Source organism: Streptomyces sp. DH10 (assembly GCF_029813805.1).
In the GTDB taxonomy this organism is placed as follows: Bacteria; Actinomycetota; Actinomycetes; order Streptomycetales; family Streptomycetaceae; genus Streptomyces; species Streptomyces coeruleofuscus.
Map to the genome: position 1 here is coordinate 12798 of NZ_JARVKU010000043.1, position 26899 is coordinate 39696.

General features: G+C 70.2%; 24 protein-coding genes. 13 read left to right on the plus strand and 11 right to left on the minus strand.

All coding sequences use genetic code 11. The annotated features are described in order from the left end of the window. Positions 1–2 precede the first annotated feature (2 nt). Positions 3–1367 carry an ABC transporter substrate-binding protein gene (locus QC385_RS42775; protein WP_279546819.1) on the minus strand — a complete coding sequence of 455 codons (1365 nt, stop codon included), beginning with the start codon at positions 1365–1367 and terminating at the stop codon, positions 3–5. 94 nt (positions 1368–1461) lie between these two features. Continuing rightward, on the minus strand, positions 1462–2577 hold the full coding sequence (locus tag QC385_RS42780; protein ID WP_279546820.1) for an enolase C-terminal domain-like protein: 1116 nt from the start codon (positions 2575–2577) through the stop codon (positions 1462–1464). A 128-nt stretch (positions 2578–2705) separates the two neighbouring features. Between QC385_RS42780 and QC385_RS42785 the strand changes: the two genes are divergently transcribed. Continuing rightward, complete coding sequence (locus tag QC385_RS42785) at positions 2706–3473, plus strand: FadR/GntR family transcriptional regulator (protein WP_279546821.1); 768 nt, start codon at positions 2706–2708, stop codon at positions 3471–3473. A 202-nt stretch (positions 3474–3675) separates the two neighbouring features. After that, positions 3676–6834: a DUF1349 domain-containing protein gene (locus QC385_RS42790; protein WP_279546822.1), complete on the plus strand. Its 3159-nt coding sequence runs from the start codon at positions 3676–3678 to the stop codon at positions 6832–6834. A gap of 73 nt (positions 6835–6907) precedes the next feature. Here the strand turns inward: QC385_RS42790 and QC385_RS42795 are convergent, their stop codons facing one another. The 3 genes from QC385_RS42795 to QC385_RS42805 form a co-directional block, all read right to left on the minus strand. Beyond that, positions 6908–8230, minus strand: a complete 1323-nt coding sequence (locus QC385_RS42795) for an MFS transporter (RefSeq protein WP_279546823.1) — start codon at positions 8228–8230, stop codon at positions 6908–6910. Positions 8231–8368: 138 nt separating this feature from the next. Then, positions 8369–9469: an LLM class flavin-dependent oxidoreductase gene (locus tag QC385_RS42800; protein WP_279546824.1), complete on the minus strand. Its 1101-nt coding sequence runs from the start codon at positions 9467–9469 to the stop codon at positions 8369–8371. 106 nt (positions 9470–9575) lie between these two features. After that, positions 9576–10343, minus strand: coding sequence for an MBL fold metallo-hydrolase (locus QC385_RS42805; protein WP_279546825.1), 768 nt, complete (start codon positions 10341–10343; stop codon positions 9576–9578). 86 nt (positions 10344–10429) lie between these two features. Between QC385_RS42805 and QC385_RS42810 the strand changes: the two genes are divergently transcribed. The 3 genes from QC385_RS42810 (at position 10430) to QC385_RS42820 (ending at position 12523) form a co-directional block, all read left to right on the plus strand. Next, positions 10430–11047 carry a CGNR zinc finger domain-containing protein gene (locus QC385_RS42810; RefSeq protein ID WP_279546826.1) on the plus strand — a complete coding sequence of 206 codons (618 nt, stop codon included), beginning with the start codon at positions 10430–10432 and terminating at the stop codon, positions 11045–11047. A gap of 143 nt (positions 11048–11190) precedes the next feature. Continuing rightward, positions 11191–11796 (plus strand): MBL fold metallo-hydrolase, encoded by a 606-nt coding sequence (locus QC385_RS42815; protein ID WP_279546827.1) that lies wholly within the window; start codon positions 11191–11193, stop codon positions 11794–11796. A 337-nt stretch (positions 11797–12133) separates the two neighbouring features. Continuing rightward, positions 12134–12523, plus strand: a complete 390-nt coding sequence (locus tag QC385_RS42820) for a winged helix-turn-helix transcriptional regulator (RefSeq protein WP_279546828.1) — start codon at positions 12134–12136, stop codon at positions 12521–12523. 126 nt (positions 12524–12649) lie between these two features. Here the strand turns inward: QC385_RS42820 and QC385_RS42825 are convergent, their stop codons facing one another. Continuing rightward, positions 12650–13045 carry a nuclear transport factor 2 family protein gene (locus QC385_RS42825; RefSeq protein ID WP_279546829.1) on the minus strand — a complete coding sequence of 132 codons (396 nt, stop codon included), beginning with the start codon at positions 13043–13045 and terminating at the stop codon, positions 12650–12652. A gap of 839 nt (positions 13046–13884) precedes the next feature. Here QC385_RS42825 and QC385_RS42830 point away from each other — a divergent pair. Further along, positions 13885–15831 carry an alpha-L-fucosidase gene (locus QC385_RS42830; RefSeq protein WP_279546830.1) on the plus strand — a complete coding sequence of 649 codons (1947 nt, stop codon included), beginning with the start codon at positions 13885–13887 and terminating at the stop codon, positions 15829–15831. Positions 15832–15855: 24 nt separating this feature from the next. On the opposite strand, the gene QC385_RS42835 is transcribed toward QC385_RS42830, so the two are convergent. The 3 genes from QC385_RS42835 to QC385_RS42850 all read right to left on the minus strand — a co-directional run bounded on the left by QC385_RS42835 (position 15856) and on the right by QC385_RS42850 (position 18679). Beyond that, a complete protein-coding gene (locus QC385_RS42835) occupies positions 15856–16386 on the minus strand; it encodes an alcohol dehydrogenase catalytic domain-containing protein (protein ID WP_279546831.1) in 531 nt (176 codons plus the stop codon). 235 nt (positions 16387–16621) lie between these two features. After that, on the minus strand, positions 16622–16858 hold the full coding sequence (locus QC385_RS42840) for a hypothetical protein (protein ID WP_279546844.1): 237 nt from the start codon (positions 16856–16858) through the stop codon (positions 16622–16624). Between the two features lie 432 nt (positions 16859–17290). Next, positions 17291–18679 (minus strand): glycoside hydrolase family 43 protein, encoded by a 1389-nt coding sequence (locus tag QC385_RS42850; RefSeq protein ID WP_279546832.1) that lies wholly within the window; start codon positions 18677–18679, stop codon positions 17291–17293. Between the two features lie 241 nt (positions 18680–18920). Between QC385_RS42850 and QC385_RS42855 the strand changes: the two genes are divergently transcribed. From QC385_RS42855 to QC385_RS42885, 7 genes are all read left to right on the plus strand, one after another. Continuing rightward, positions 18921–20345, plus strand: coding sequence for an amidase (locus QC385_RS42855; RefSeq protein ID WP_279546833.1), 1425 nt, complete (start codon positions 18921–18923; stop codon positions 20343–20345). A gap of 80 nt (positions 20346–20425) precedes the next feature. Further along, on the plus strand, positions 20426–20872 hold the full coding sequence (locus QC385_RS42860; protein ID WP_086852842.1) for a type II toxin-antitoxin system PemK/MazF family toxin: 447 nt from the start codon (positions 20426–20428) through the stop codon (positions 20870–20872). Positions 20873–21127: 255 nt separating this feature from the next. Beyond that, positions 21128–22441, plus strand: a complete 1314-nt coding sequence (gene egtA / locus QC385_RS42865; RefSeq protein WP_279546834.1) for an ergothioneine biosynthesis glutamate--cysteine ligase EgtA — start codon at positions 21128–21130, stop codon at positions 22439–22441. Continuing rightward, complete coding sequence (gene egtB / locus QC385_RS42870) at positions 22438–23775, plus strand: ergothioneine biosynthesis protein EgtB (protein WP_279546835.1); 1338 nt, start codon at positions 22438–22440, stop codon at positions 23773–23775. Before egtA ends, egtB begins: the two co-directional genes overlap by 4 nt. Further along, positions 23775–24566: an ergothioneine biosynthesis protein EgtC gene (egtC, locus tag QC385_RS42875; protein ID WP_279546836.1), complete on the plus strand. Its 792-nt coding sequence runs from the start codon at positions 23775–23777 to the stop codon at positions 24564–24566. Before egtB ends, egtC begins: the two co-directional genes overlap by 1 nt. Then, entirely contained in the window at positions 24563–25525 is a 963-nt protein-coding gene (egtD, locus tag QC385_RS42880; RefSeq protein ID WP_279546837.1) for an L-histidine N(alpha)-methyltransferase, read from the plus strand. Before egtC ends, egtD begins: the two co-directional genes overlap by 4 nt. A gap of 117 nt (positions 25526–25642) precedes the next feature. Then, positions 25643–25858, plus strand: a complete 216-nt coding sequence (locus QC385_RS42885; protein ID WP_279546838.1) for a dodecin — start codon at positions 25643–25645, stop codon at positions 25856–25858. Positions 25859–25889: 31 nt separating this feature from the next. Here the strand turns inward: QC385_RS42885 and QC385_RS42890 are convergent, their stop codons facing one another. Then, positions 25890–26114: a hypothetical protein gene (locus QC385_RS42890; RefSeq protein ID WP_279546839.1), complete on the minus strand. Its 225-nt coding sequence runs from the start codon at positions 26112–26114 to the stop codon at positions 25890–25892. Between the two features lie 154 nt (positions 26115–26268). Beyond that, a complete protein-coding gene (locus QC385_RS42895) occupies positions 26269–26763 on the minus strand; it encodes a phosphatase domain-containing protein (protein ID WP_279546840.1) in 495 nt (164 codons plus the stop codon). Positions 26764–26899: the final 136 nt, after the last annotated feature.

Consider the following 26899-nt stretch of genomic DNA (forward strand, 5'->3'; position numbering starts at 1 on the left):
CGCTAGTTGACGGCGTATCCGAGGGACTTGGCCTTGTCGGTGATGGCCGTCTCCCAGGTGTCCAAGGTGTCGGTGAGGGTCTTGCCGGAGTTCAGGGCCGGGATCACGGTCGAGGAGTAGATCGCTTCCTGGCTGTACTGGGTGGCGGACCAGCCGGGCCAGATCAGTTCCGCGGATTCCTTGAAGACGGGGCTGACGTCCTCCGCGAAGTAGCCGGTCCTCTTCTGGTTGGCGAGCCAGGTGACCGCGGCCTTCTTGTACGCGGGGTAGGTGCCCGCGGTGCCCTGGTAGGCGTCGGAGGTTGTCATCCAGGTGACCAGGTCGGCGGCCGCCTTGAGGTTCTTGCTGTGGGAGGAGACGAACCACAGTCCGCCGCCGACGTTGCCGGTGTAGTTCTTGGCGTCACCCTCGAACTTCAGCGGGGCGGCGGCGGCGATCTGCCCCTTGGGGGTCTTGAAGGTCGAGTTGAAGAGCACCTGGCCGAACCAGGAGGGGCCGGGGAGCATCAGGACCTTGCTCGCCTGGTTCTTGATGAAGCCGGCGCTGAAGACGGTGTCCTTGGAGATTGAGCCCTTGGCGATCAGGGTGTCGAGCAGCTTGGCCATCCGGGTGCACTTGGAATCCCGCAGGTCGACCTTGACCTTCTTGGCGCCGGTCGCCGTGCTGGCAGGGCACTGGCTCGCCCAGAAGTACACCTCGGGGCTCCAGGCGTCCCCGGCGGTTCCGACCAGGTAGCCGGGGTGCTCCTTGGCGACCTTCTCGCCGAGTGCCTGGTACTCCTCCCAGGTGGCCGGGACGGAGTACCCGAACTTGTCCATGAGCTTCTTGTTGTACCAGAGCACGTTCTGCGCCAGGTCGTTGCGCAGACAGTAGGTCTCGCCGTTGAAGGTGCAGGGGTCGAGCGCGCCGTCGGCGAAGCCCTTGAGCGTGGACTGGGAGACCACGCCCTGGTTGACGGGCGCGGCATAGGGGGTCTTGCCCTGGGATGCCCAGCTCGCGTCGTTGACGTTGGCGCTGAAGGCGACGTCGGGCCAGCCGCTGCCGGTCCGGTCGAACAGCTGCACCTTGGTCTGCAGGTCGGTGGCTCCGTTGGCGTTGCCGCTGTACGTGACGATCTTGATCTTCACGTCCGGGTGCGCCTTCTGGTACGCCTGCACGCCGGGCACACGGGCGGCGTCCGCCCAGACCGTGATCTCGCTGCCTTCCTTCTGCGCGACAGGTTTGAAGGCGTCAGGGGAGGAAGCCGTCGTCGGTGTGGGGTCCGCGCTGCCGCAGGCAGCGAGCGCGAGCAGGGAGACGGCCCCCAGGACGGCGACGGCCGTGTGCCTGAGCCGGCGGCGGGAGGAAACCGGAACGTCGTCGTTCATGACTGACCTCAGATCTTGGGAAAAGGCGCACAGCGGTGAGAGGCGCCGCGTTCGGGGTGTTCGAGACAGGTCGTCGGGCCTGGGGCTCCGGTCATCAGGCCCGGGGCGGGGTGACAGTCTCCTTGTCGACAAATGCCTGAAGAGCGGGAGGGTAGTCCAAGCCCGCCGGAAGGGCGACGCCCGGACCGGTGGGGGCATGCACGAGGCCGTGGGCGTCGATGCCGCTCTCGCGGCTGATGGGATTGCCCATGACCAGCGACTCGTAGTAGGTGGTGTTCGAGATGGCCATGCACAGGTGCCGGTTGGGGATCTCCGGCCCGTGCACCTCTGCGCGCAGCCGGTAGGCGTCGGCGAGGTGGGCGGTGCGCATCGCGCCGGTGAAGCCGCCGCGCAGCTGGGTGGAGGCGCGGACTCCGAAGGTGGCGGCGCCGGCCTGGATGAAATCGGCCGAGTTCATGTGCGCCCCGTCGGAGGTCTCGGCCACGAGGAGGGGGACGGCGACCGCGTCCGCGAGACGTTTGTACGCGGTGACACTGAACTCCCTCATCGGCTCCTCGTACCAGAGGTAGCCGGCGTCCGAGAGAGCGTGCCCGAGATGGATCGCGTCGGGGAGGTCGAAGCCCGCCGACCCGTCGAACATCAGCGGGATGTCGTCCCCCACATGCTCGCGCAATGCCACCGACAGGCGGGCGTCGCGGCGGGCGTCACCCCAGGCGTGGAGCTTGATGGCGGGGTAGCCGAGCTCCAGGGCCTGGTCGGCGATGTCCAGGTACTCCGCGACCGAGGAGTAGGTGACGGTGGAGGCATACGCGGGTATCGAGGTGCGGTACCCGCCGAGCATCTGCCAGGTGGGCCGGTCGGCGAGTCGTCCGGCCAGGTCCCACAGCGCGGTGTCGACCAGCCCCAGCAGGTAGAGCGGGAGCTCCTCCGTGCGGTCCAGCTCCCACATGCGGTGCCAGAGCCATTCCCGCTGCAGGGGATCCTGCCCCACCAGCTCCTTGCGCAGTACGCGGTCCAGCAGGTCCGCCAGGATGACCCCACTGCCCCGCCGGGGGGACATCGCCACCCCCTCGGCCCCTTCGTCCGTGCAGACGCGCAGCACCGCGGCCTCGCCCTCGGACGGGCTGCCCAGAAGTCCGTCCCGCCAGACGAAGGGCGGGTTGACTCCCGGCACCCGGACCGGGTGGCACTCGACTTGGGCAATGCGCACGGCTTGCACCCCTTGTGGCGGGAAGTACTGCTGCGAAATTTTCGTGTAACGTAAGTCGTCATACGAATGCTGTCAAGAAGTTCCACGCAGTAGACTCGCCGCCATCCGCATCAGCAAGGGGGACCCCCATGGCCAAGGACAGCACCGGCACAGCGGGAGAGGCTCCCGTTCTCAAGCCCTGGCCCAAGCGTCCGGCCCGACTGGCGCAGGCCGTCGTGGAGAGCCTCACCGACACGATCGTGTCGGGCGCCATTCCTCCAGGATCGACGCTGCCGGTCGAACCCGAGCTCTGCGAGACGTTCGGCGTCAGCCGCATCACCGTCCGCGAGGCGGTCAAGTCCCTGGAGGCCAAGGGGCTGGTCCTCGCCCGGCAGGGCTACGGCACCACCGTCACCTCGCCCGAGGAATGGAACCTCCTCGATCCCGTCGTACTCGCCGCGACCGTCCAGCATGACGACCAGCTCGTGGTCCTCGACCAGTTGGTCGACATCCGGTCGACGCTGGAAGCCCAGATGACAGCCCAGGCCGCGGAGTTGGCCACCGACGACGATCTGGGAGCCATCGAGCGGCTGCTCGCCCGGCTCGACGAGGAGACCGCCGTCCCGGCACGGTTCATCGAGACCGATGTGGCCTTCCACGACCGGATCATGCAGGCATCCCACAACAGGCTCGGGCGTTCCATCATCCGGATCCTTCACGCCCAGGCGCGCACGACGTTCCTGTACAACGGCACTCCGGACGCGACCGCTTGCCAGCAGGCCAACGAGGAGCACCGCGCGGTCGCCGAGCGGCTGCTGGCCCGGGACTCCGAGGGTGCCGCGCAGGCCATGGCGGCACACATCCAGACCGCGTGGAGCCGCCGCCGCCTGCCGAACGTCGGCTCGCCTGCCTCCTGAGCGCCCCTCAACTCGCCCCCGAATCAAGCAGGTCGGGGGCGTTCGCATGTCCAGGTCCAGCCGAGTCGGCGGCGCGTGACCTGTTGACGAAATTCGTATGACGTCTAATGTTGCATCGCTATTACCCCTTCCCCCTTGCCGCTGGGCTCTCCCCTGCCCGCCAACAGCACCAGGGCCCCCTGAACCTCCCGGAAGGTGTCACATGCGAACAACCCGCATACGTCGTGCGGTTCCTGACCGTCTCAGAGCATGGCTGGCCACAGCCGCCGTCCTCACCGCCTCGACCGCCACGGTCCTCGCCCAGGCCGGCCCCGCCTTCGCCGCCGGAACGACGCTCTACGCAGCACCGAACGGCTCCGGCACCGCCTGCTCCGCGAGCCGGCCGTGCTCCCTCACCCAGGCCAAGGCCCAAGTGCGGGCGAGCAACGACGCCATGACAGGTGACATCACCGTCGAGCTCGCCGACGGCACCTACCGGCTCTCCTCGCCACTCGCCTTCACCTCGGCGGACTCCGGCACAGGCGGCCACACAGTGCGCTGGAAGGCCGCGCTGGGCGCCCGTCCCGTCATCACGGGAGCGCAGAAGGCCACCGGCTGGACCGTGCAGGACTCGGCCAAGAACATCTGGAAGAGCAACGTCGGCACCGGCTTCGACACGCGCCATCTGTTCGTCGACGGCGTCCTGGCCACCAGGGCGCGCTCCTCGGTCCCCCGCTCCCACCTGACCGCGACCACCAGCGGCTACACCTTCACCAACAGCTCGCTGAGCTATCTCAACAGCCTCGCGCAGCCCGGCCGTACCGAAATCCACGGCATCGGATCCTTCACCGACCGCTATGCCCCGGTGACCGGCATCAGCAGCGGCACCATCACCATGGCCCGGCCCTCGTGGGACAACAACACGTTCGGCTACGACACCCTGACGAGCCCCTTCCGTGCCGGCCCGCTCTACATCGAGAACGCCTACGAGTTCCTCGACACGGCCGGCGAGTGGTACCTCGACACCGCCGCCGGCACCCTGTACTACAAGCCGCTCACCGGGCAGGACATGAGTGAGGCCGACGTCGAGGTGCCGAAGCTGGAGTCACTCATCGGCGTCGGAGGGACGTACTCCTCCCCCGCCACCCACATCGCCTTCTCAGGGCTGCAGTTCTCGGGCACCAGTTGGCTGGACCCCACCACCCACGGCTACGCCAGCCAGCAGACCGGCGCGTACATCTCCGGTACCTGGGACCGCCCGTCGGACGCGCTGACCTCGTGCCAGAGCGGCTGTCCGCTCTTCGAGGCGACACGCCCCCACTGGGACCAGATGCCCTCCGCGATCCAAGTCTCGGCCGCCGACCACATCACGTTCACCGGTAACCGGTTCACCCAGCTCGGCCAGAACGGCCTCGGTATCGGAAACGACGCCAACGCCCACACCACCGGCGTGGGACTCGGCGCCGACACCATCACCGCGACGGGCAACGTCTTCACTCAGGACGCGGGCGGCGGCATCGCCGTCGGCGGCGTTCAGGCGGACGCGCACCACCCCAGTGACAGGCGGATGACCAACCGGAACATCAAGCTGAGCAACAACCTCATCCATGACGTGGCGCTGGAATACCGCGACATGTCGGCCATCCTCGTCACCTACGTGAACGGCGCGACCGTCTCGCACAACGAGGTGTACGACCTGCCCTACTCCGGCATCACCATCGGCTACGGCTGGGGTGCCAACGACATCGGCGGCAGCCAGGACTACGTCAACCGGGGCCTGTACGACTACCAGCCCACTTACACGACCGCGACCACCGCCGCGAACAACCACGTCACCGACAACTACATCCACGACCTCATGCAGCAGATGACCGACGGCGGCTGCATGTACACCCTGTCGGCGTCACCGGGCAGCACCTTCGAACGCAACTACTGCCACAGCAACAACGGTTGGTTCGGCTTCTACCACGACGAGGGCTCCCGGAACTTCACGGACACCAACAACGCCTTCAGGAACACCGGCGAATGGGGCCACGAGAACAGCAACGCGACCAACAACACCGGCGCCCTGACCCTGACCGACAACTGGACGAACAACAGTTCCGCGAACATCACCAACACCAACGGCCGCGGCGACGTGGTCAGCGGCACCGTCGTCGTCAGCGACGGCAACTGGCCCTCAGCCGCCAAGACCGTCATGAACAACGCCGGTATCCAGCCCCGGTACCGTCCGCTGACCACCGACCCCGTCAGCTCCCCCTACAGCGCCTACTCCTCCACCCCCGCCAACACCGGTCAGAGCGGCGGCCACTTCACCATCACCGACGCGGGCGAGGACATCTGGGGTGCCGGCGGACAGCACGACGACGAGTACGGCACCGTCTTCCGAAACGCGTCAGCTGTCAACGGCACGTCGGTGACCGCGCGGGTCGACAACCTGGACAACACCAACGACTGGGCCAAGGCCGGCGTCGTCCTGCGCAACGACCTCACGGGCGACGGCTCCTCCGCCGGATACGCGGCTGTGGTCGTGACCCCGAACAACGGCGTCAGCTTCCAGCGGGACTCCAACGCCGACGGTTACCTCGACAAGCTCACGTCCACCGCTGCCACCGTCAAGGCACCGGTCTGGTTGCGGCTCACCCGCACTGCCACCCGGGTGTCCGCCTACTACTCCACCGACGGATCCACCTTCACTCAGGTCGGCTCGACAGTGACCCTGCCTTCCATGGCGACCACCCAGGATGCCGGTGTCATCCACACCGCCCACAGCACCACCGCCGGCAGTGCGACATTCAGCGACCTGCGCATCGTCACCTCTCCCTACAAGGCATACAGTTCGATTCCGGCCGCCGTCAGCCAAAGCGGCTCAGTGACCTCCCTGACCAGCGCGGGCATCGACGTATGGCGCTCCGGCACGGCGTACGACGACGAGTATTCCGCCGCCTACCGGACGGGGGCCGCCGGAACGTCCTCGACCGTCACCGCCCGCGTCGCCAGTCAGGACAAGACCAACAGCTGGGCCAAAGCCGGCCTGATGCTGCGAAACAACATCGCCTCCGCAGGCTCGTCCACCGGGTACCTCGTCCTCGCCACCACCCCCGGCAACGGAATCGCCCTGTCCTCGGACTCCAACGGTGACGGCTACCTCGACACCAACACCGTCAAGACCGGAAGCGCCACCGTCGTCCCTGTCTGGCTCCGTCTGGTCAGGAGCGGCACGTCGGTCACCGGCTCCTACTCCGCCGACGGCACCACCTGGACCACGGTCGGAACCGCGACACTGACCGGGGCGAACAGCACCCTGGACGCGGGCATGTTCTCCACGGCCCATGCCGGAAGTAGCGGCACCGCGACCTTCAGCCAGTTCTCCGTCAGCTGACGAGCGCCTGGCGGGCATCGGCCCTCGGTGAGGTGATAGGGCGGTCTGGGTGGTCTGACGGTTCGGTGCTGGTTCACCGGCGTTCCGAGGAAGGTGTGCGGGGCGGCTTCTTCTGGCCGGTGACGATGACTGCGGGAAGGAGAGCAAGTGCGAAGGCGGCGCCGGTGAGGGCGAGGAGGGGGTAGCTGGCTGCAGCGACGACGATCCCGGAGGTCATGCCGCCGGTGGCCCCGGCGATGGCGATGGCGACGTCGACCGTGCCTTGGGTCTTGGCTCGCGTGGCCAGGGGGACGGCGTCGGTGATGATGGCGGTGCCGCTGACGAGGCCGAAGTTCCATCCGATGCCGAGCAGGATGAGAGCGACGGTGAGCAGGAGGACGGAGTCGGCGGGTGCGGTGGCGGCGAGGATGCCGGCGGCCAGCAGGGTCAGGCCGGAGGCGGCGGCCATCGAGGTGGGGCCGTAGCGGTCGGTGAGTGCGCCGGTCAGAGGCGAGGGCAGGTACATCGCGCCGACGTGCAGGGCTATGACGAGGCCGGAAGCGGCGGTGCCGTGGCCGTGGTCGTGCATGTGCACGGGGGTCATCGTCATGATCGCGACCATGACGAGCTGGCTGAGGACCATCACCAGTACCCCCAGCGGCAGGCTGGGGCGGCGGTGTGTGACGGGCTGCGGGACGGCAGGGGCCGGTCCGGTGCCGGTGCGCTCCGGCGTCTCCGGCTCGGAGGGGAGGGTGCGGGCGAGAAGGAGGGGGTCGGGACGCAGCCAGATCAGCAGGGTCAGTGCGGCCAGGGCGAACGCGGCGCTGGAGATGAGGAACAGACCGCTCAGCGGGGGCAGTTCGAGGGCGACGGCGAGGTGTCCGGCGGGGGCGGTGAGGTTGGGTCCGACGACGCCGCCCAGGGTGGTGGCGACAAGTACGGTGGACAGGGCGCGGGCGCGGTGGCGTGGGGCGGCGAGGTCGGCACCGGCGTAGCGGGCCTGGAGATTGGCGGCGGTGCCGGCGCCGTAGAGGAAGAGGGAGATGAACAGCAGGGCGGGGCTGTCGAGGGCGGCGGCGACGACGACTCCGGCACCGCCGAGGGCGCCTGCGACGTAGCCGGCGGCCAGGCCGGGGCGGCGACCGCGGGTCTGCGAGATGCGGCCGATCGTGACGGCGGCGAGGGCGGAGCCCGCGGTGAGCAGGGCGCTGGGCAGCCCGGCCAGGGTGGTGGAGTGGAGCATGTCCTGAGCCAGCAGGGCGGCGACGGTGACGCCGGCCGCGAGTCCCACGCCGCTGAGCACCTGGGACGCCAGCAGGACGACCAGGATGCGCTGTTGCGTCTCAGATAGAGAAGCGGGAGTGGCCGAAGGGGCTCCTGTCGGCCCCCCGGGTGGAGTGGTCGCGGTGTTGTGCATGGTGTCTCCGATACGAGCCCAGTGGTGGTGGGCGAGGTGTGCGGCGTCTGGCGTGATTGCCTGGCCGACGCTGCGCGACGGGCGGTCCGCGCGAACTGCCCCCCCCCCCCCCCCCCCCGGGGCGTGGCGGGTGCCCTGTCAGCAAGCGGACGCGGGGACCGGCGCGGTGGGCAGGTCGTAAGCGTCGGCGATGAGTTGAGTGGAGCGCAGGAGGGCCTGGGGGCTGTGTCCCACGCTGGCGATCATGATCTCGTCGGGGCGGGCTGACTCGTGCAGGCGGTCGAGGTGCTCGGTGACCTGGTCGGGTGTGCCGTGCAGGACGTTGTCGGTCCAGCGGTCGAGGATGTTCTGCTCGGCGGCGGTGTAGGAGTAAGAGGCGGCCTCGTCGGGCGTGGGGACGAGGTAGGACTTGCCGTGGAGCATGCGCATCATGCTGTGGGCGTAGCTGCGTGCCTGGCGCAGAGCCTCGTGCTCGTCGTCGGCGGCCATGACGGCGAAGCTGACCAGCGCGTACGGTTCGGCGAGGACGGCTGAGGGGGTGAACCGGTCGCGGTAAAGCTGGAGCGCGGCGGCGACGTGATCGGGAGAGAAGTGCGCGGCGAAGGCGAAGGGCAGGCCGAGGTGGGCGGCGAGTTGGGCGGAGTATCCGGAGGAGCCCAGCAACCAGACCGAGGGGCGTCCGGTCGTCGTTGAAAGGCAGTTCTCCTTGTCCTGCCCGGGGCCGGGCACGGCGTAGACGCGCTCGCGGTAGGGGTGTTCTTCGGGGAAATCGTCGTCGAGGAAGTGCAGAAGCTCGATGACCTGCTGCGGGAATTCGTCGTTGTCCGAGCGGCCGCGGCGCAGAGCTGCGGCCGTGGCCTGGTTGGTGCCCGGGGCGCGGCCCAGTCCGAGGTCGATCCGGTCCGGGGCGAGGGCCTGGAGCAGGCCGTACTGTTCGGCGACGATCAGTGGGGGGTGGTTGGGCAGCATCACTCCGCCCGCCCCGAGCCGCAGCCGCGTGGTGTGGGCGGTCAGCCTGGCCAGCAGGACGGCGGGGCTGGAGGAGGACACACCGGGCATGGAGTGGTGTTCGGTCACCCAGTAGCGGGTGAAGCCGCGCGTCTCGGCGAGTTCGGCCAGGGCGATGCTGCCGGACAGGGCGTCGGCGGCACTGATGCCGCGGCCGGCCAGGGCGGTGTCGAGGACGGACAACGGTGCGGGAGCAGATCCGCGGGTCGTGCCCTTGATGGGGTCGTTCACGGGGGATTCCTTGTGCGGTGCGCCGGCCCGGTGCGGGTGGCCGGGCCGGGGAATGGGCCGCTAGCGGTGCGCTGGTGGCGCACCGCAGCGGCCGGGGCGTGCGGGGTCAGGCGAGTTCCACGCGGTCGATCAATCCGGCGGTGGTGAAGGCGTCCACGAGTTGCTCGCGGCCCTCGGTGAAGTGGGCCCAGCTGTCGAAGTGGACCGGCACGATCCGGCGGGCGCCCAGGATGCGGGCGGCCTCGGCGGCCTGAGCGCTGTCCAGGGTGAGCAGCGCGCGATCCAGGAGATCCGTGCGGACGGCGCCGGCGAACAGCACAGCGGTGTCCACCGGGCCGAAGCGGTCGGCGATCTCGCGGACCAGAGAAAGCTGGGCGTTGTCACCGCTGACGTAGACGGTGGGCAGGCCGTCACCGGTCAGAACGAAGCCGACGACCTCACCGACGACCGGTTCGAGGTCCTCGCGCGCCCCGGGGCCGTGCAGGGCCGGGACGCCGGTGACGGTGATCGTGCCGCCGCCGGGGCGGTCCAAGTCGATGGACTCCCAGTCCTTCAGAGGACGTGCGGTGCCGCCCAGCCTGTCCGCGCCGCTGGGCGTGGTCAGGGCCAGAGGGACATCGGCGAGCAGGGTGCGGCCCGAGGCGTCGAGGTTGTCGTCGTGCTCGTCGTGCGACAGCAGCACCACGTCGATGCGGCCCAGATCGGCGGGCGTGGCGGAGGCGGGCGCGGTCTTGGCCAGCCCCGAGGGGTAGCTGCCGGGGGCGTCGAAAGTCGGGTCGGTCAGGAACCGCAGCCCGCCGTACTCGATGAGCGCGGTGGGACCGCCGAAGACGCGGACGGGAACCTGCTCGCTGGACGCGCCGGTTGCTGTCATGACGAGATCACCTCACGGATAGATGGGCTGACATCCGTGACCATAGGCGTTTGTCACGGATGAAAGCAAGCTGTACCGTGAGAATCGTGAGTGAGACCGATACCGCCGCGACCGCCGGCACCGTCGATCCCGGGCTGCCGCCGGCTCCGGGCGCCGAGCACCACCCCGCGCTCGACCTCGCCAACAGCGCCATAGCCCTGCCCGGCGGGCAGTTGCTCGACGTGCTCGGCACCCCGCCCGGCGCGACCCAGTGGCTGGTCGACCACGACCTGGCCCCCGCGGACGCCGGTCTGCAGGAGATCTGCGCGGCCCGCCTGCGCTCCCTGCGCGAACAGGTACGCGCCCTGCTCGCCGCCCAGGTCGGCGGGCACCCCGCCCCCGCCACCGCACTGGCCGCCGTCAACGACGCCCTCACCCGGGTCCCCACCGCCTCCCCGCTCGAATGGGACCCCGTCCGCGGCATGCACCGCACCGCCCCGCACCCCATCGACCAGATCGTCGACCAAGCCCTCGGCATCCTCGCCGCCGACGCCGCCGACCTGCTCACCGGCCCCGATGCCGAACGGCTGACGGCCTGCCCCTCCACCCCCTGCAACCGCTACCTGCTGCGCGCCGGACGCCGCCACTGGTGCTCGGTCCGCTGCGGCGACCGCGCCCGCGCCGCCCGCGCCTACGCCCGCCGCACCCAGTCCACCGCCGACTGAGTTCGGCCGCCCCGCCCCGCCGACGGTTCACGAGGCCCGCGCCGAGGCGCGGCTTCGCACACCCTCAAGCCCCCGGCATGGATGGCCCATCACGCCTTCCATCCGGCCATTTCCCCACAGTCGACGAAGGACCATCACCCCTCATGACGGCCACATTCACCCTGCTGACCACCGGCTACGACAGCCTCGACACACGCAACGCCCACCGCGACGGCCGTGAGAAGCCGTGGCACGTCGCCTCAACCGTCTCCCTCCTGCGCGAGGGCGACACGATCGTCGTCGTTGACCCCGGCATGGTCGAGGACCGCAAACTCATCCTCGACCCGCTCGCCGCCGCCGGAATCAGCCCCGAGCAGGTGACCGACGTGGTCTTCAGCCACCACCACCCCGACCACACCCTCAACGCAGCCCTCTTCCCCCACGCACGCGCCCACGACATCTGGGCCGCCTACCACAACGACCTCTGGTACGACCGGCCCGCCGACGGGTACCGGCTCTCCCCCTCGATCCACCTGCTCGAAACACCCGGCCACACCCCCCAGGACATCTCCACCATCGCGGAAACCGCCGAAGGGACCGTCGTCCTCACCCACGCCTGGTGGAGCGTCCGCGGCCCCGCCGAAGACCCCACCTCCGACGACCATGAGGGCCTGCGAGCCTCCCGCCGCAAGATCCTCGCCCTCAAGCCCGCCCTGGTCGTCCCCGGCCACGGCGACCCCTTCATACCTGACGAGAACATCCCCATCTGAACCACAGAGGCCCCGGGACCGGCTTGGTGCGCCGTCGGACCATGCGGCCCCGGTGGCGCGACCACACCACCGGCACATGACGTGCGGCACCCAGCCCGCACATGGACTGGGTGCCGCACAAGAAGCAGCGCGCAGGGGCGCACGTTGATCGCCTGAGCCTCCCCCGCCGGGAAGAGCACGGCTCCGATGACGCCGCAAACGATCGCAGCCAACACGGCGATGCTGCGGGGCCTGCTGAGGACAGCACTCACATGGGTGCCAGACGACGCCCTGTGTACGCACGCTGCCCGCCGACCCCTTATGCTTACCACCGGTAACAGTCGCCTCGGCACAACCAATGAGGGCGTGTGACGTGCCACAGTTCCCGGCCTTCGATGTCATGACGGCAACCTGCCCGTCCCGTACCTCGCTCGCCCGCATTGCCAACAAGTGGACGGCCATGGTGGTCATCTCGCTAACCGTCGGCCCTATGCGCTTCCGCGACCTGCGCACCAGCGTCGACGGCATCAGCGCCAAGGTCCTCACCGAGACGCTCCGGGACCTGGAACGCGACGGACTCGTCACCCGGCACGTGTACGGCGAGGTCCCGCCGCGGGTCGAGTACGAGTTGACCGCACTGGGGCGCACTCTGCATGCCCCGCTTCAGGCACTGGCCCTCTGGGCCCAGGAACACTTCTCCGAGGTACTCGCGGCACGCGAGAGCTACGACGCCCGCCAGCGACCGTGAACGGTTACGTTCAAACAGGGCGGATCCTGATCGTCGGCAGCGGATCCGTCAGCGCCGAGACGGCCGCCACGGCCCGCGCGCCCGGGGTTTGCCGCACGACTTTCACCTGGGAAGGGTGCGGGCGGCCTACTGCCCCCAGAAGGCGTCCTCGGCCGTCTGGTCGCCGGAGAACAGCCACATCTCGACGATCTTGCCGTCCTTGAGGCGCAGGACATCCACGCCGTCCATGCTCATGGACGCGTCCTCGCGCCGCCCGGCGAAGTGGATCGAGGCGGCCACCATGTCGCCGTTGCCCATGAGAGCGTGGATCGTGTCGATGGCGAAGGATCCCTGACTGGCCTCCATCATCCCGCCGAGCATCGCGAAGACGGCATCGCGCCCCTTGTGTTCACCGGAGAACCGGTTGGCACCCGGCTGGTGCCAGACGATCTCCTCGGCCAGAAGCTCGCCCACCTTGGGCAGGTCACCGTTCTGAACGGCCTGGAAGTACTCACGCGCGATGTCGACGTTCTTGCTGGTCATGACAACACTCCTTACGCCTCTGGCATGGAGGCAGTACGACTTACTGTTACAGGTTGGTTGCGGGGCGCGACGAACGCGACTCGGGAAGGAGACCAGCGAGTTCTCCTGCTGCACCGCAGCAGGTCGACGGCCGTTGGAGTCGGCATGTGCGGCGACCAGCGAGTTCTCCTGCTGCACCTCCATACTCACCATCGGTAACCAGTCACCTCAACGTAACCAATGGGGTGATGTGACGCACATCACTCGACGTTTCCGTGACGCCCGGGAGCTACGCGGCCCGCAGTTCACCGCCTTGCTGTCAGCGGGATCTGTTCGGGCGGCGTTTTCCGGCCGTCGGGTGTCAGGGTTGACGCCCGGAGCATCGACGCCGATGGCTTGGAGTACTCGCCAGCAGCGCCAGGCACCTCCATTCACCCGATCTATCGGACCTTTCACATCAGCCGCTTCGGCAGCTGATCCTCAGGCTTGGGGTAGCTCACCAGCAGTGATCGCGGAGTTTCTGTCGATCCCCTGGACAGACTCCAGCTGAAGCTCCTTAATAGATCCGATGTCACTGCGGCGAAGCACACACCGTGCGGGTGGTCTCTTCCTGCTCGCCGTCCGAGGACGGCTGGTCACTCCAGCCCGGTCGGCGAGCCATTGAGCCACCCCACGACGGCCTGGAGGCCAACCTTGGGCGGTCACCTTCCGCTTGATCCCCCACTGACCGGCAGGTTCCGGCAGAGCACCGTGTCACAGCCACTGTGACGATCCGCGCATGTCCCGGCCCCCAGGGCCGACGTCGACTGCACCAGGGCGTCGTCACCGTGATCAATGCCATCGATCCCCAGGAGAGAGCCATGTCCTCATCAAGGATGAATCGCCGCACGTTTCTCGGCGCCGCGGGGGCCGCGACCGCCGCGACCGCCCTACCGATCGTCCCCGGCTTCTCCGGCCTTCTGCCGCAGGCGGCCGCCGCGGACGCACAGAGCAACCTGAGCAAGATGGTCGACATGCGGTTCGGCATGTTCAACCACTTCAGCCTGGGCACCTTCACCAACCAGGAGTGGGCCGAACCCAACCAGAGCCCCACCCTCTTCGCTCCCCCGAGCGTCAACTGCGCACAGTGGGCCGACGCGGCGGTCGCCGCGAAGATGAACTACGGCATCCTGACCACCAAACACCACGACGGCTTCGCCCTGTGGCCGAGCGCCTATGGCACCCAGAACGTCGCGAACAGCTCCTACAAGCACGACGTCGTCCAGGCGTACTGCGACGCCTTCCGGGCGAAAGGGCTGAAGGTCGGGTTCTACTACTCGATCTGGGACCGCACCTTCGGTGTCGAGGCATGGGAGAGCCGGCACAAAGTGACCGGGCTCGAAGTCACCGATGCCATCAAGCCCGACCACATGACCTTCGTCCTCGGTCAGATTCGCGAGCTGCTCACCAACTACGGCACCATCGACATGTTTATGACCGATGGTTACGCATGGCAGATGGGGCAGCAGGCCGTCTCCTACCAGAGGGTCCGTTCGCTGGTGAAGCAGCTGCAGCCGGACTGCGTCATGATCGACATCGGCGGACTGTCGGAGCCCTTCCTCAGCGACGCGATCTTCTTCGAGGAGCCGTTGGGGGTCACGGCGCCGGCGGGCAACACCTATGCCGGAATGCAGGGGCAGACCATCAGCAACGGCTGGTTCTGGCACCCCTCCACTCCGACCGAGGGCCTCATGAGCAAAACCGCGATCCTGTCGCACCTGGCCGACCTGGAGCCGAAGTACACCTCGTTCATCCTCAACTGCCCGCCCAACCGCAACGGCCTGCTGGACACCAACGTCGTCAACCGGCTCGCCGAGGTCGGCGCGGCCTGGAGCCCGAACACCTCCCGGCCGCCGCTGCCCACCCAACTGCTGCGCGCCGAGCACCCCGTCACACCGGTCAGCGCGTATGCCACCGGCTTCCACACCGGCGAGGGGCCGCTCCACGCCATCGACGGACTCAGCGACGTCCGTTACGAAACCTGCTGGTCGACCTGGAGCCTGCCGCTGCCGCAGTCCATCACCATCGACCTGGGCGGCGTGTGGAGCAACGTCTCCACCCTGGAGTACCTGCCCAAGCAGTGGAACCGCACCAACTCCACCGACGGCGACATCACCTCGTACACCATCCTGACCAGCACCGACGGTGTCACCTTCACTCAGGTCGCCACCGGCACCTGGGCCGGCAACCGCAAGACCAAGCTGGCCGAGTGGCCCAACCGGAACGTGGGCTTCATACGGATCCAGGTCGACGCGGCCACCGGCGACTACGCCAACATCAGCGGCATCAGAATCGGCGGCCGCTCGGTCAAGCCCACGCTGGTGTCCATCACACTCCCCGGCGACGGCACCGTCTACCGGCTGGTCGCCCGGCACAGCGGCAAGATCGCCGACGTGGAGGGCGCGCGCACCACCAACGGCACCAACGTCCATCAGTGGCCATGGCTCAACCGGGCGAACCAGAAGTGGACCTTCACCCGCACCGGCGACGGCTACTACACGATCAAGGGTGTGGGCAGCGGCAAGCTCCTGGAGGTCGCGGGCCTCTCTCGCACCGACGGCGGCAACGTCGCCATCTGGGCAGATGCCAGCGCCCCCCAGCAGCACTGGGCCGTCACGCCCACCGGTGACGGACACTACTTCCTCATCAACCGCTACAGCGGGCTTTGCCTCGGCGCCGACGAGGGAAGCACCGCTGATGGAGCCAACATCGAACAGCAGCCATACGCATCACAGACGCGGCAGCAATGGCGGATCATCCCGTCCTGACCTGGCCTCGGCCCCTCTCCTTCGCTACGGCCTGCTGGACGCGAACGGCAAGCCGAGCTTGCCGAGGGCTTCGTCGCGGTCCGGCTTGGTGGTGGTGCCGATGACGGTGGCCCCGCTCAGCTTGGCCAGTTGTGCGCAGGCGATGGCCATCCCGCCGCTGGCGCCGGTGACGACCACGGTGTCGCCGGGACCGACGGGTGCCTGCCGCGCGCAGTTGAGGGGGGTGGTGTAGGTCCACATGGTGGCTGCGGCCGTCTCGAAGTCGACGCCGTCGGGGATGGGCAGGATCGCGTCCTGGCGGCGCACGACGTACTGGGCGTAGCCGCCGAAGACCTGGTGTCCGGGGTAGGCGGTGTCGACGCACAGGTTTTCCAGGCCGCGCACGCAGATGGCGCAGGTACGGCACGGCGGGTGCGGGAGCTGCACGGCCCTGTCGCCGGGGCGCCACCGGGTGACGTTCTCGCCGGTGGCGACGATCTCCCCGGCCGCGTCCCGGCCGAGCACGAAGGGGAATGACGACCACTCACCGATTCCGGCCTGCCGTTCGCCACGCACACGACGTGTGGCGAACGGCAATCCCTGGGTGGCGGACGGCTCGCGCCGATGACGCCGATCTGTTCCCTCTGACCGACGGGCCGGGACTCGAATCGCTGGTCCGTTGGTCGGGACGGGTCGACGGCGATGGCGGTACCTGGAGTTGTTCCCCAGGTGCCGCCGGAAGGCCGGCAGGGCAGCTTTGGCTCCCCCAGGGGAAGCGGGAGCATCACCGCAACGTCGTCGACTCGCCCTGTCACACCGCCTCGACGGATCCTGCCTTGCCGCGGACGACATCCCGCAGACGCTTCTTGTCGATCTCGCCGACCTTCGTCAGCGGAAGTTCGTCCATGACCAGCAGGTCTTCAGGGAGTTTGTAGCGGGCCACCTGCATCGCGGTGAGGGCGGAGCGGACCGAATCGAGGGTCAGGTCGGCACCCGGTACCGCGACGCTGCCGATGAACGGACCGACCGCGCGCCTGGCGCTGGACACGCTCGGCCTACCGGACAGACCGTCGCGATCACCGGCGCCGCCGGCTGGTCGGCGGATACGCCGACCAGCCGGCCAAGGCGGACGGACTGCGGGTGGTGGCCGACGCCTCGGAGCAGGACGAGGCACTGATCAAGGCTTTGGGTGCCGACGTCATACTCCGTCGCGGCGCGCCGATGCCATAGGACGATCAGGCCGCGCCCCCTGCCGCCACGAGAGCACGCTGGGCCGCACTCACTCACGGCCTAGCCAAACGCAGACGCCCCGGACCGGGCCCCGACGGCCTCCTACCGCCATCTCATCACGTGCCCCGCCCCGCTCGTGCCAGTGCACAACCAGTGCACACTCGGCCGGGAACTCCCGGGAAAACCAGGGACGTGGAGGGAGGTATTCCGCAACCCCCAGCACAATTGCCCAGGCAAGCAGCAGTACAGGTCACCCCCAGGCAGCCACCGGCACGAACGAACTGTCCTGCCGGAACAGCTCCGTCCCGTTCGGGCGTTCCACGCGGAGCTGGTAGGCGTAGTGGCGCAGGTAGTACCCGGGGTAGTTGTACGACTCGAAGCGGACGGAGCCCGATGACGTGCCGGTCCGGAGGATGAACGTGGCGTCCTTGGCGAACGTGCTCGTGCCGTCGTTCGGGTCGAAGCGGGCGCGGAAGTCCCAGTGGCGCAGGTAGTTGCCGGCCGCGTCGCGGAAGGAGTAGCCGCTGCCGTCGGCCAGGCCGGCGACGACGGTGAAGGTGGCGGCCTGCTTCTCGGCGGTGGTGCTGGAGCCGCTGACCACGGGCAGGTTGAGGAGCGAGGACTGCTGCTGCCAGTAGCGGGTCGAGTAGTTGGCCGACCGGAAGGAGCGGGTGGTGTTCCGGGGCAGGCTCGGGCCGCCCGCGACCGTCTCCTTGACGACCGTGAAGTGCCGGGCCGTGCCGGAGATCCCGGGCAGCGCCGCCGGTGCCGTCCAGGTGGCGAAGGTGTCGTAGCTGTCGCTGTAGTAGTAGGTGCCGTCGCCGTAGCCGTCGAAGAAGATGCGCCAGCCGCCGTTGTCGAGCCGCACCAGCGCCGGGCCCTCGCGGTAGCTGCCCCAGCCCGCCCAGTCGCCCGTCCTGCGGATCGTGTACGGGCCGGTGAGGTTCGAGGCGGTGGCGTACTCGATGTACTTCGTCGTCTCGTTCTTCGGGAAGGCGTGGTACGTCGAGCCGATCTTCACGATGAACGTGTCGATGTGGTTGGCGCCGATGCCCGCGAGCGCCACCGGTGAACTCCACGCGGTCAAGGCCGAGTTGGTGGCCCTGAGCAGGTACGGCGTGAAGATCCACTCGTCGTTCGTGGTGGAGCAGGACACGATGACGCTGACGCTGCCGTCGCTGTCGACGAACCACTCGGGCGCCCAGGCGCGGGAGAGGTTGGCGACGGGGACCGTGTAGTCGTACAGGAACGTCCAGTTGACGCGGTCGGAGCTGCGGGCGAAGCCGATGGTCCTGGTGGTGTCCTGCCAGGTGCGCGTGGTGTAGGTGACGTAGTAGTAGCCGTCGGTGTGTCTGATGACGCTCGCGTCGCGGATCCGGCCCGCCGGCGGCGTGTACGCGGAGGAGCGCAGCAGCCGGAAGTCGGTGGCGTCGTCCGACTGGTAGACGTTGACCGTTCCGTCGTCGCTGTTGAGGAACGGCACGATCGTGTACCGGGTGGCGGAGCCGTTCGGCGGCGCGGCGGCCAGGGCGCCGCCGAGCAGTCCGGGCGCCTCGCCCAGCAGCACCGCGGAGGCGGGCAGGGCGGCCAGGGCGCGCAGCAGCGTACGGCGGGACGGGGCGACGGGGTGTGAGGTCACGGGCGGCTCTCCCTGAGACACAAGGGGTCGATATACCGAACGAGGTTCGGCAACTCGATCAGAAGTGAGGGATCAGAAAGTAAGGGCGGGGCAGTGGGGCGTCAATGGTTTGAACAGGAGCCGATGAGCCCAGTGAGGAAGATGTGGCCCGTGGGTGGATTTCCACTCGTGCCGTCGGCGTTCCACCCCCGGCCACCGGACGTTACCGTTCGGTAGACAAGCTGCTTCCGGAGGTGTCCGTATGACGCTCGACCGTTCCGCAGGCCTGGCGGAGACCGCCCGTGCGCTGGCCGCCGGGGACGTGACGTCCCGGACGCTGGTAGAGCGGACGCTGGCGCGGATCGAGGCGGCGCAGGGCGGTATCAACGCCTTCCGGATCGTCCGGGCCGAGGCGGCGCTCGCCGAGGCCGAGGCCGCCGACCGGGAGCTGGCCGCCGGCGTGCGCAAGCCGCTGCTCGGCGTGCCCGTGGCGGTGAAGGACGACATGGACGTGGCCGGCGAGCCGACCGCCTTCGGCTGCTGCGGGGAGTTCCCGCCGGTCACCGAGGACGGCGAGGCGGTCCGGCGGCTGCGCGCGGCCGGAGCCGTGATCGTCGGCAAGACCAACACCTGCGAGTTCGGGCAGTGGCCCTTCACCGAGGGGCCGGCCTTCGGCGCGACCCGCAACCCGTGGAGCCCGGCCCATACGCCCGGTGGTTCCTCGGGCGGCTCGGCCGCCGCGGTCGCCGCCGGTCTGGTGCCCGCCGCGCTCGGATCGGACGGCGCCGGGTCGGTGCGGATCCCGGCCGCGTGGACCCATCTGGTCGGCATCAAGCCGCAGCGCGGCCGCATCTCCACCTGGCCGCGCGGCGAGTCCTTCCAGGGCATCACCGTCAACGGCACCCTGGCCCGGACGGTCGCCGACGCGGCCCTGCTGCTGGACGCGGCGAGCGGCAACCACGCGCTGGACCCGCACCGGCCCCCGGCCGTCGACGTGTCGGCGGCCGTCGGCCGCGACCCCGGGCGGCTGCGCATCGCGCTCGCCCTCAAGCCGCCGTTCACGGCGGTTCCCGCCCGGCTCCTGCCGGAGGTGCGGACCCGGGTCGTCGAACTCGCCGACCGGCTGGCGGCCTTGGGGCACACGGTCGAGGAGGCGGACCCGCCGTACGGGCAGATCGGGCTGACCTTCGTGCCGCGCGCGACCGCCGGGATCGCCGAGCGGGTGGCCGAGGCGCCCTTCCCGGCGCTGCTGGACCGGCGCACCCTGGGGGCGGCCCGGCTGGGCCGGCTGCTCGGCGGGCCACCGCTGCGGGCGGCCCGGCGGGCGGAGAGCGTCCTGCACCACCGCATCGGCGGGTTCTTCACCTCGTACGACGTCGTCCTCGCGCCCACCACCGCCGCTCCCCCGCCCCGGATCGGCGCCCTGCTGGAGCTCAGCGGTTTCGCCACCGACCGGGCGATGATCGCCGCCTGCCCGTACGCCTGGCCGTGGAACGTGCTGGGCTGGCCCGGCGTCAACGTGCCCGCCGGTTTCACGGCGGACGGCCTGCCCGTCGGGGCACAGTTGCTGGGCCCGGCGAACAGCGAACCGCTGCTGGTGCAGGTGGCCGCGCAGCTGGAGGCGGAGCTGCGCTGGCACGAGAAGTGGCCGGCGCCGCCGGTCACGGAGCGTTCCGCCGCCGCCTGAACGGCCGTACGCGGTCCCGCACGGGCGGACGCCGGTGGCCTGGCTCATGGGGAGACCCGGACACCCCCTAGGGTGCCCCAGTGACCGCGATTACCGATGAGAACGTCCCGGGCCGCTCCGGCCCCTCCGCCACCGTCCAGGCCGATCCGCGCGAGGTGGGCCGGGTGCGCACCGAGTACTCGCCCGCGCACGACGGCGACCCCGACCCCGGCGAGATCGTCTGGACGTGGGTGCCCTACGAGGAGAACGACGGGCGCGGCAAGGACCGCCCGGTGCTCGTGGTCGCCCGCGAGCCGGCGGGGACGTTCCTCGCCGTGCAGTTGTCCAGCAAGCGGCACGACGGCCATCGCGAGTGGGTGCCGATCGGCAGCGGCCCGTGGGACCGGTCGGGCCGCGACTCGTGGGTCGACGTCGACCGGGTCCTGCGTCTGCACGAGGACGGCATGCGCCGGGAGGCCTGCGCCCTGGACCGTATGCGCTTCAACCTCGTCAGGCACCGGCTGCGGGAGCGCTACGGCTGGAGCTGAAGGCCTTCCGGAAGGCGTCCCGCACCCCGGAGCACCACGGCCCCCACCGTACGGTGCAACGGGGTTTTCGCCACCGGAGAACATCGGGGAAAGCGCCGGGAAACGTCCGGCCACTCCGGATGACCGCCCCGGAATGCCCCGGTTCGCCCCCTTGTGCCGAACGGGACGAGCGACTTGGGTGGGACGAGTGATCCCGGCCCGGGCCGCCGAAGAGCCCGGACCGGTGGCATGGTGGAATCTCAGGAGGATCCCGACATGTCCGATGCATCTACCGCACCGGCGGGTGGCTGTACCGAGCCGCACCCCGCCCTGTCCGAAGCCGAGGTCGAGGCCCTGGTCCGCGGCATCTGCTTCAAGACCGGCCCGCCGCGCCGCCTCGGTGTCGAGGTGGAGTGGCTCGTCCACGAGCTGCGCGCACCGCAGCTCCCCGTCACACCCGAACGACTCGACGCGGCCTACGCCGCGCTGCGGCCCCTGTCCCTGAGGTCGGCGCTCACCGTGGAGCCCGGCGGCCAGCTGGAGCTGAGCTCGCCCCCCGCCGACTCACTGACGGAAGTCATCGCCACCGTCTCCGCCGACCTCGACGCCGTCCGCGCGGTCCTGCGCGACAACGGCCTCACCCTGGTCGGCCTCGGCCACGACCCCTGGCACGAACCCCGCCGGTTCCTGCGCGAACCGCGCTACGACGCCATGGAGACCTGCCTCGACCGCACCGGCCCCTCCGGCCGCGCCATGATGTGCACCTCGGCCTCCGTACAGGTGTGCGTGGACGCCGGCCACGAGGAGCCGGGGCCTCTCGGCCACGTACGGCGCTGGTGGCTGGCGCATCATCTGGGCCCGGTCCTGGTGGCCGCGTTCGCCAACTCCCCGCTCGCCGGTCACCGGCCGACCGGCTGGCTGTCCACCCGGCAGCTGGTGTGGACCAGGATCGGCCCCGGCCGGGCGGGCGGACCGCCGCTGGACGCCGACCCGCGCGGCGCCTGGTCCCGGCACGTGCTGGACTCGCCCGTGATGTGCGTACGGCGCGACGGCGGGCCCTGGGACGTCCCGGAGGGCCTCACCTTCCGGGAGTGGATCCGCACGGGCGTCCCCCGACCGCCCACGCGGGAGGATCTGGACTACCACGTCACGACGCTGTTCCCACCGGTCCGGCCGCGCGGCCACCTCGAACTGCGCATGATCGACGCGCAGCCCGGCGACGACGGCTGGATCGTGCCGCTGGCCGTGGTGGCGGCGCTGTTCGACGACCCGGAGACCGCCGAGACCGCCTACCGGGCCGTGAAACCGCTGGCCGAGCGGACGCTGGGGCTGCCCGCGCCGCACAACCCGCTGTGGCTCGACGCGGCCCGCAGCGGGCTGGCCGACGCCGAGCTGCGCGAAGTGGCCGTCACATGCTTCACGGCCGCGCTGGACGCCCTGCCCCGGCTCGGCGCCGCGCCCGAGGTGACGGACGCCGTCACGGACTACCTGGACCGCTACGTCGTCCGGGGCCGCTGCCCCGCCGACGACCTGCTCGACCGACAGCGCGGCACGGACGGTCGCGCCCACGGGAAGGACCCGCGCCCATGACCGACACCAGCCCCGATGTCGACGCCGGTACCGCCGACCCCGAGGTTCTCCGCGAGCGCGCGGTCGCCTCGCTGGTCGTCGCCCGCGACCGCACCACCCTGCTGACGAGCTGTGTCGAGGAACCCGACCTGACCGCGCAGCACTCGCCGCTGATGTCGCCGCTCGTGTGGGACCTGGCGCACATCGGCAACCAGGAGGAGCAGTGGCTGCTGCGGGCCGTCGCCGGGCACGAGGCGATACGGCCCGAGATCGACGGCCTCTACGACGCGTTCGAGCACCCGCGGGCCGAGCGGCCCAAGCTGCCCCTGCTGTCGCCCGCCGAGGCCCGCACGTACGCGGCCGATGTGCGTGGCCGCGCGCTGGACGTGCTGGAGAGGGCCGCGTTCCACGGGACGCGGCTGACGGAGGCGGGGTTCGCCTTCGGGATGATCGCGCAGCACGAACAGCAGCACGACGAGACCATGCTGATCACCCATCAGCTCCGCCGGGGCCCGCAGGCGCTGACCGCGCCCGACCCGGATCCGGTGCCGCTGTTCACCGGCCCGTCCGAAGTCCTCGTGCCGGGCGGCCCGTTCACGATGGGCACCTCCGACGAGCCGTGGGCCCTGGACAACGAACGGCCCGCCCACCGGCGCGAGGTCGCGCCCTTCCGGATCGACACCACACCGGTGACGAACGGCGCGTACCAGGCGTTCATCGAGGACGGTGGCTACGACGACCCGCGCTGGTGGACGGCGGACGGCTGGGCCCACATCCGCCGGAACTCCATCTCGGCCCCGCTGTTCTGGCGGCGGGACGGCAGGCAGTGGCTGCGGCGGCGCTTCGGCGTCACCGAGGTCGTACCGCCGGACGAGCCGGTGCTGCACGTGTGCTGGTACGAGGCCGACGCCTACGCCCGCTGGGCGGGACGCCGGCTGCCCACGGAGGCCGAGTGGGAGAAGGCGGCCCGGTACGACCCGGCCGGCGACCGCTCCATGCGCTACCCGTGGGGCGACGCCGACCCGGGGCCGGAGCACGCCAACCTCGGCCAGCGGCATCTGCGTCCGGCGCCCGCCGGGAGCTATCCGGCCGGTGAGTCGCCGCTGGGCGTACGGCAGTTGATCGGTGACGTGTGGGAGTGGACGGCGAGCGACTTCCTGCCGTATCCGGGGTTCAGGGCGTTCCCGTACAAGGAGTACTCGGAAGTCTTCTTCGGGTCCGACCACAAGGTGCTGCGCGGCGGTTCGTTCGCCGTGGACGCGGTGGCCTGCCGGGGCACGTTCCGCAACTGGGACTACCCGATCCGGCGGCAGATCTTCTCCGGGTTCCGCACGGCCCGCTCGGAGGACGTCTGATGTGCCGTCATGTGGCGTACGTGGGACCGGCCGAGCCGCTCGGCCGGCTCCTCGTGGAGCCCCCGCACAGCCTGTACCGGCAGTCCTGGGCGCCCCGGCGGCAGCGGTACGGGACGGTCAACGCCGACGGATTCGGCGTCGGCTGGTACGCCGAGGGCGACCCGGTGCCGGCCCGTTACCGCCGGGCCGGGCCGATCTGGGCGGACCTGTCGTTCGCCGATCTCGCCCGGGTCGTACGGTCCACCGCGCTGCTCGCCGCGGTGCGGGACGCGACGCTGTCGGGCGCGGACGCGGAGGCCGCGGCGGCGCCGTTCGCCGCGAGGACCTGGCTGTTCAGCCACAACGGGGCGGTCAAGGGCTGGCCCGGCTCGCTCGGGCCGGTGTCCCGCGGCCTGCCGCCGGAGGACCTGCTGTCGCTGGAGGCCCGCAACGACTCGGCGCTCGTGTGGGCCCTGGTCCTGGCCCGGCTGAGGAACGGCGACGAGCAGGGCCAGGCACTGGCCGACACGGTCCTGGAGGTCGCCGCCGCGGCCCCCGGTTCCCGGCTCAATCTCCTGCTCACCGACGGTGACACCGTCACCGCGACCGCCTGGGGCGACACCCTCTGGTACCTCACCCGGCCCGGCGGCGGCACCGTCGTGGCCTCCGAGCCCTACGACGACGATCCGCACTGGCAGGAGGTGCCCGACCGCACCCTGCTCGCGGCGAGCCGCACGGACGTGCTGCTCACGCCGCTCAAGGAGCCGACCGACGCCTTCGTGCCAACACTCCCCGAGGAGCCCCGTACGTGAGCCCGTTCCGTCTCACCCGCACCCTGCCCGAGGACGCCACGGACGCCGCGCTGCGCGCCGACGTCCACCGGGGTCTGACCGGCCGTCCCAAGACGCTGCCGCCGAAGTGGTTCTACGACGCGCACGGTAGCGACCTCTTCGAGAAGATCACCGAACTGCCCGAGTACTACCCGACGCGCGCCGAACGGGAGATCCTCGTCGCGCGGTCCGGCGACATCGCCGCGGCGACGCGGGCCCGCACCCTGGTCGAGCTCGGCTCCGGCTCGTCGGAGAAGACGCGGCACCTGCTCGACGCCATGACGGACCTGCACACCTACGTCCCCGTCGACGTCAGCGAGAGCGCCCTCACCCAGGCCGGGCAGGCGCTCGCCGCCGAGCGGCCGGGGCTCGACGTGCACGCGCTGATCGCCGACTTCACCGCGGAACTGACGTTGCCGGAGACGCCTGGGCCCCGGTTGGTGGCGTTCCTCGGCGGCACGATCGGCAACCTGCTGCCCGCCGAACGCGCCGCGTTCCTGGCGTCCGTGCGTGCCCTGCTCGCCCCGGGCGACGCCCTGCTGCTGGGCACGGACCTGGTCAAGGACGAGGAGGTGCTGGTCCGGGCGTACGACGACGCGGCCGGGGTGACGGCCGCGTTCAACAAGAACGTGCTCACCGTGATCGACCGCGAGCTCGGCGCCGACTTCGAGCCCGCCGCGTTCGACCACGTGGCCCTGTGGGACGCCGAGCACGAGTGGATCGAGATGCGGCTGCGCTCCCGTACGGCGCAGACGGTGAAGGTGCCGGCGCTCGGCCTCGCCGTCGACTTCGCGGCGGGCGAGGAACTGCGCACCGAGGTGTCGGCGAAGTTCCGGCAGGAGGGTGTGCGCGCCGAACTGTCCGCGGCGGGGCTGGACCTGACCCACTGGTGGACGGACGAGGCCGGCCGCTTCGCGCTGTCGCTGAGCGTGGCGCGCTGACACCGGCATCACCCCTGGACGGCGGCGGGGCGGGAGAGGACGTCTCGCGCTTCGCCGCCGTTTGGGGCACGGTGGAGTGACACGCGGCACATCCGTCACAGAATCAGGAGCAGCGGCATGTCGAACCACACCTACCGGGTCACGGAGATCGTCGGCACCTCCCCCGACGGCGTCGACCAGGCCATCCGCAACGGCATCGACCGGGCATCGGCGACCCTGCGCAACCTGGACTGGTTCGAGGTGACCCAGGTGCGCGGACAGCTCGAGGACGGGCAGATCGCGCACTGGCAGGTGGGACTCAAGGTGGGCTTCCGGCTGGAGGAGTCCGAGTAGTCAGCAGTCGGGCGTCCTCCGAACTGCCGGCTCAGTCCGGCAGGGGCGCCGAGCTGGAACGGCCCGGCCGCTCGCCCTCGGGCGGGTAGTCGCAGTCGATGCTGCTCACCTCCCGGTCGCCGTCCTCCGAGTCGACGATCGCCACGCCCGTGCAGGCCCGGCCGTGTTCGTCGGTCCAGGTGACGATCTCGCTCCGGTCGGGCTTCGCACAGCCGGTGAGCAGCACGGCGCCGACGAGCGCCGCTGCCGCGAGCACTCCCCTACGATGTCCTTTCATGGCATCCCCCGTATGTCCACTGTCCGCCGTCCGGGCGCGAGTGCGCCGGGGCGGCTTGGTTCCTGGTTCCTGGTTCCTGGTCCCTGGGCAAGGAGATACCCGCCGGAGGTAAACGCTCCGCCAACTCGTGCTCTCAGGTGCGCCCTTCCCGCTCCTGCGCCACCTTCAGCTCGGCGGACCTGGCCGCCCAGTCGGCCCGTACGACGGTGAAGCCCGCCCGCCGGGCGTCCTCGCAGACCAGTTCGTCGTCGTCCACGAGGACACGGACCTCGCGCGTGCGGCCCAGCCGCCGCAGGATCTCCAGCTTGGTGAACCGGGCGGGCCGGCGATCGGCGTCGCGCCGCATGTACACCCGTCCCTCGGGCAGCTCCTGCGCGGCGAGCCAGTCGAGCGTGTCGCGCCGGCAGCGCTCGGGCCGCCCGGTGAGGTAGACGATCTCGCACTCCCGCGCGCTCTCCTTGACCAGCGCGATGCCCTCCGGGAGCGGCGGGTCCTGCGGCGCCGCCGAGAAGAAGCCGTCCCAGTCCCGCGGCCTGCGCTCCAGGAAGCGCTGCCGGTGCGCGGTGTCGGCGAGGGTGTTGTCCAGGTCGAACACGGCCAGCGGGGCCTTACTACGGTCGTCATTCACGCTGCCCACCCTAGGGCGTGTCCGCAAAGTCCCGCCTGCCCCGCGACGCCCGGCACGCCCTCTCGCCGCACCGGGCGAACACCCACGTACAACCAGTACGCGGGCGTCCGCCCGGCACGCCGAGAGCACGCACCGG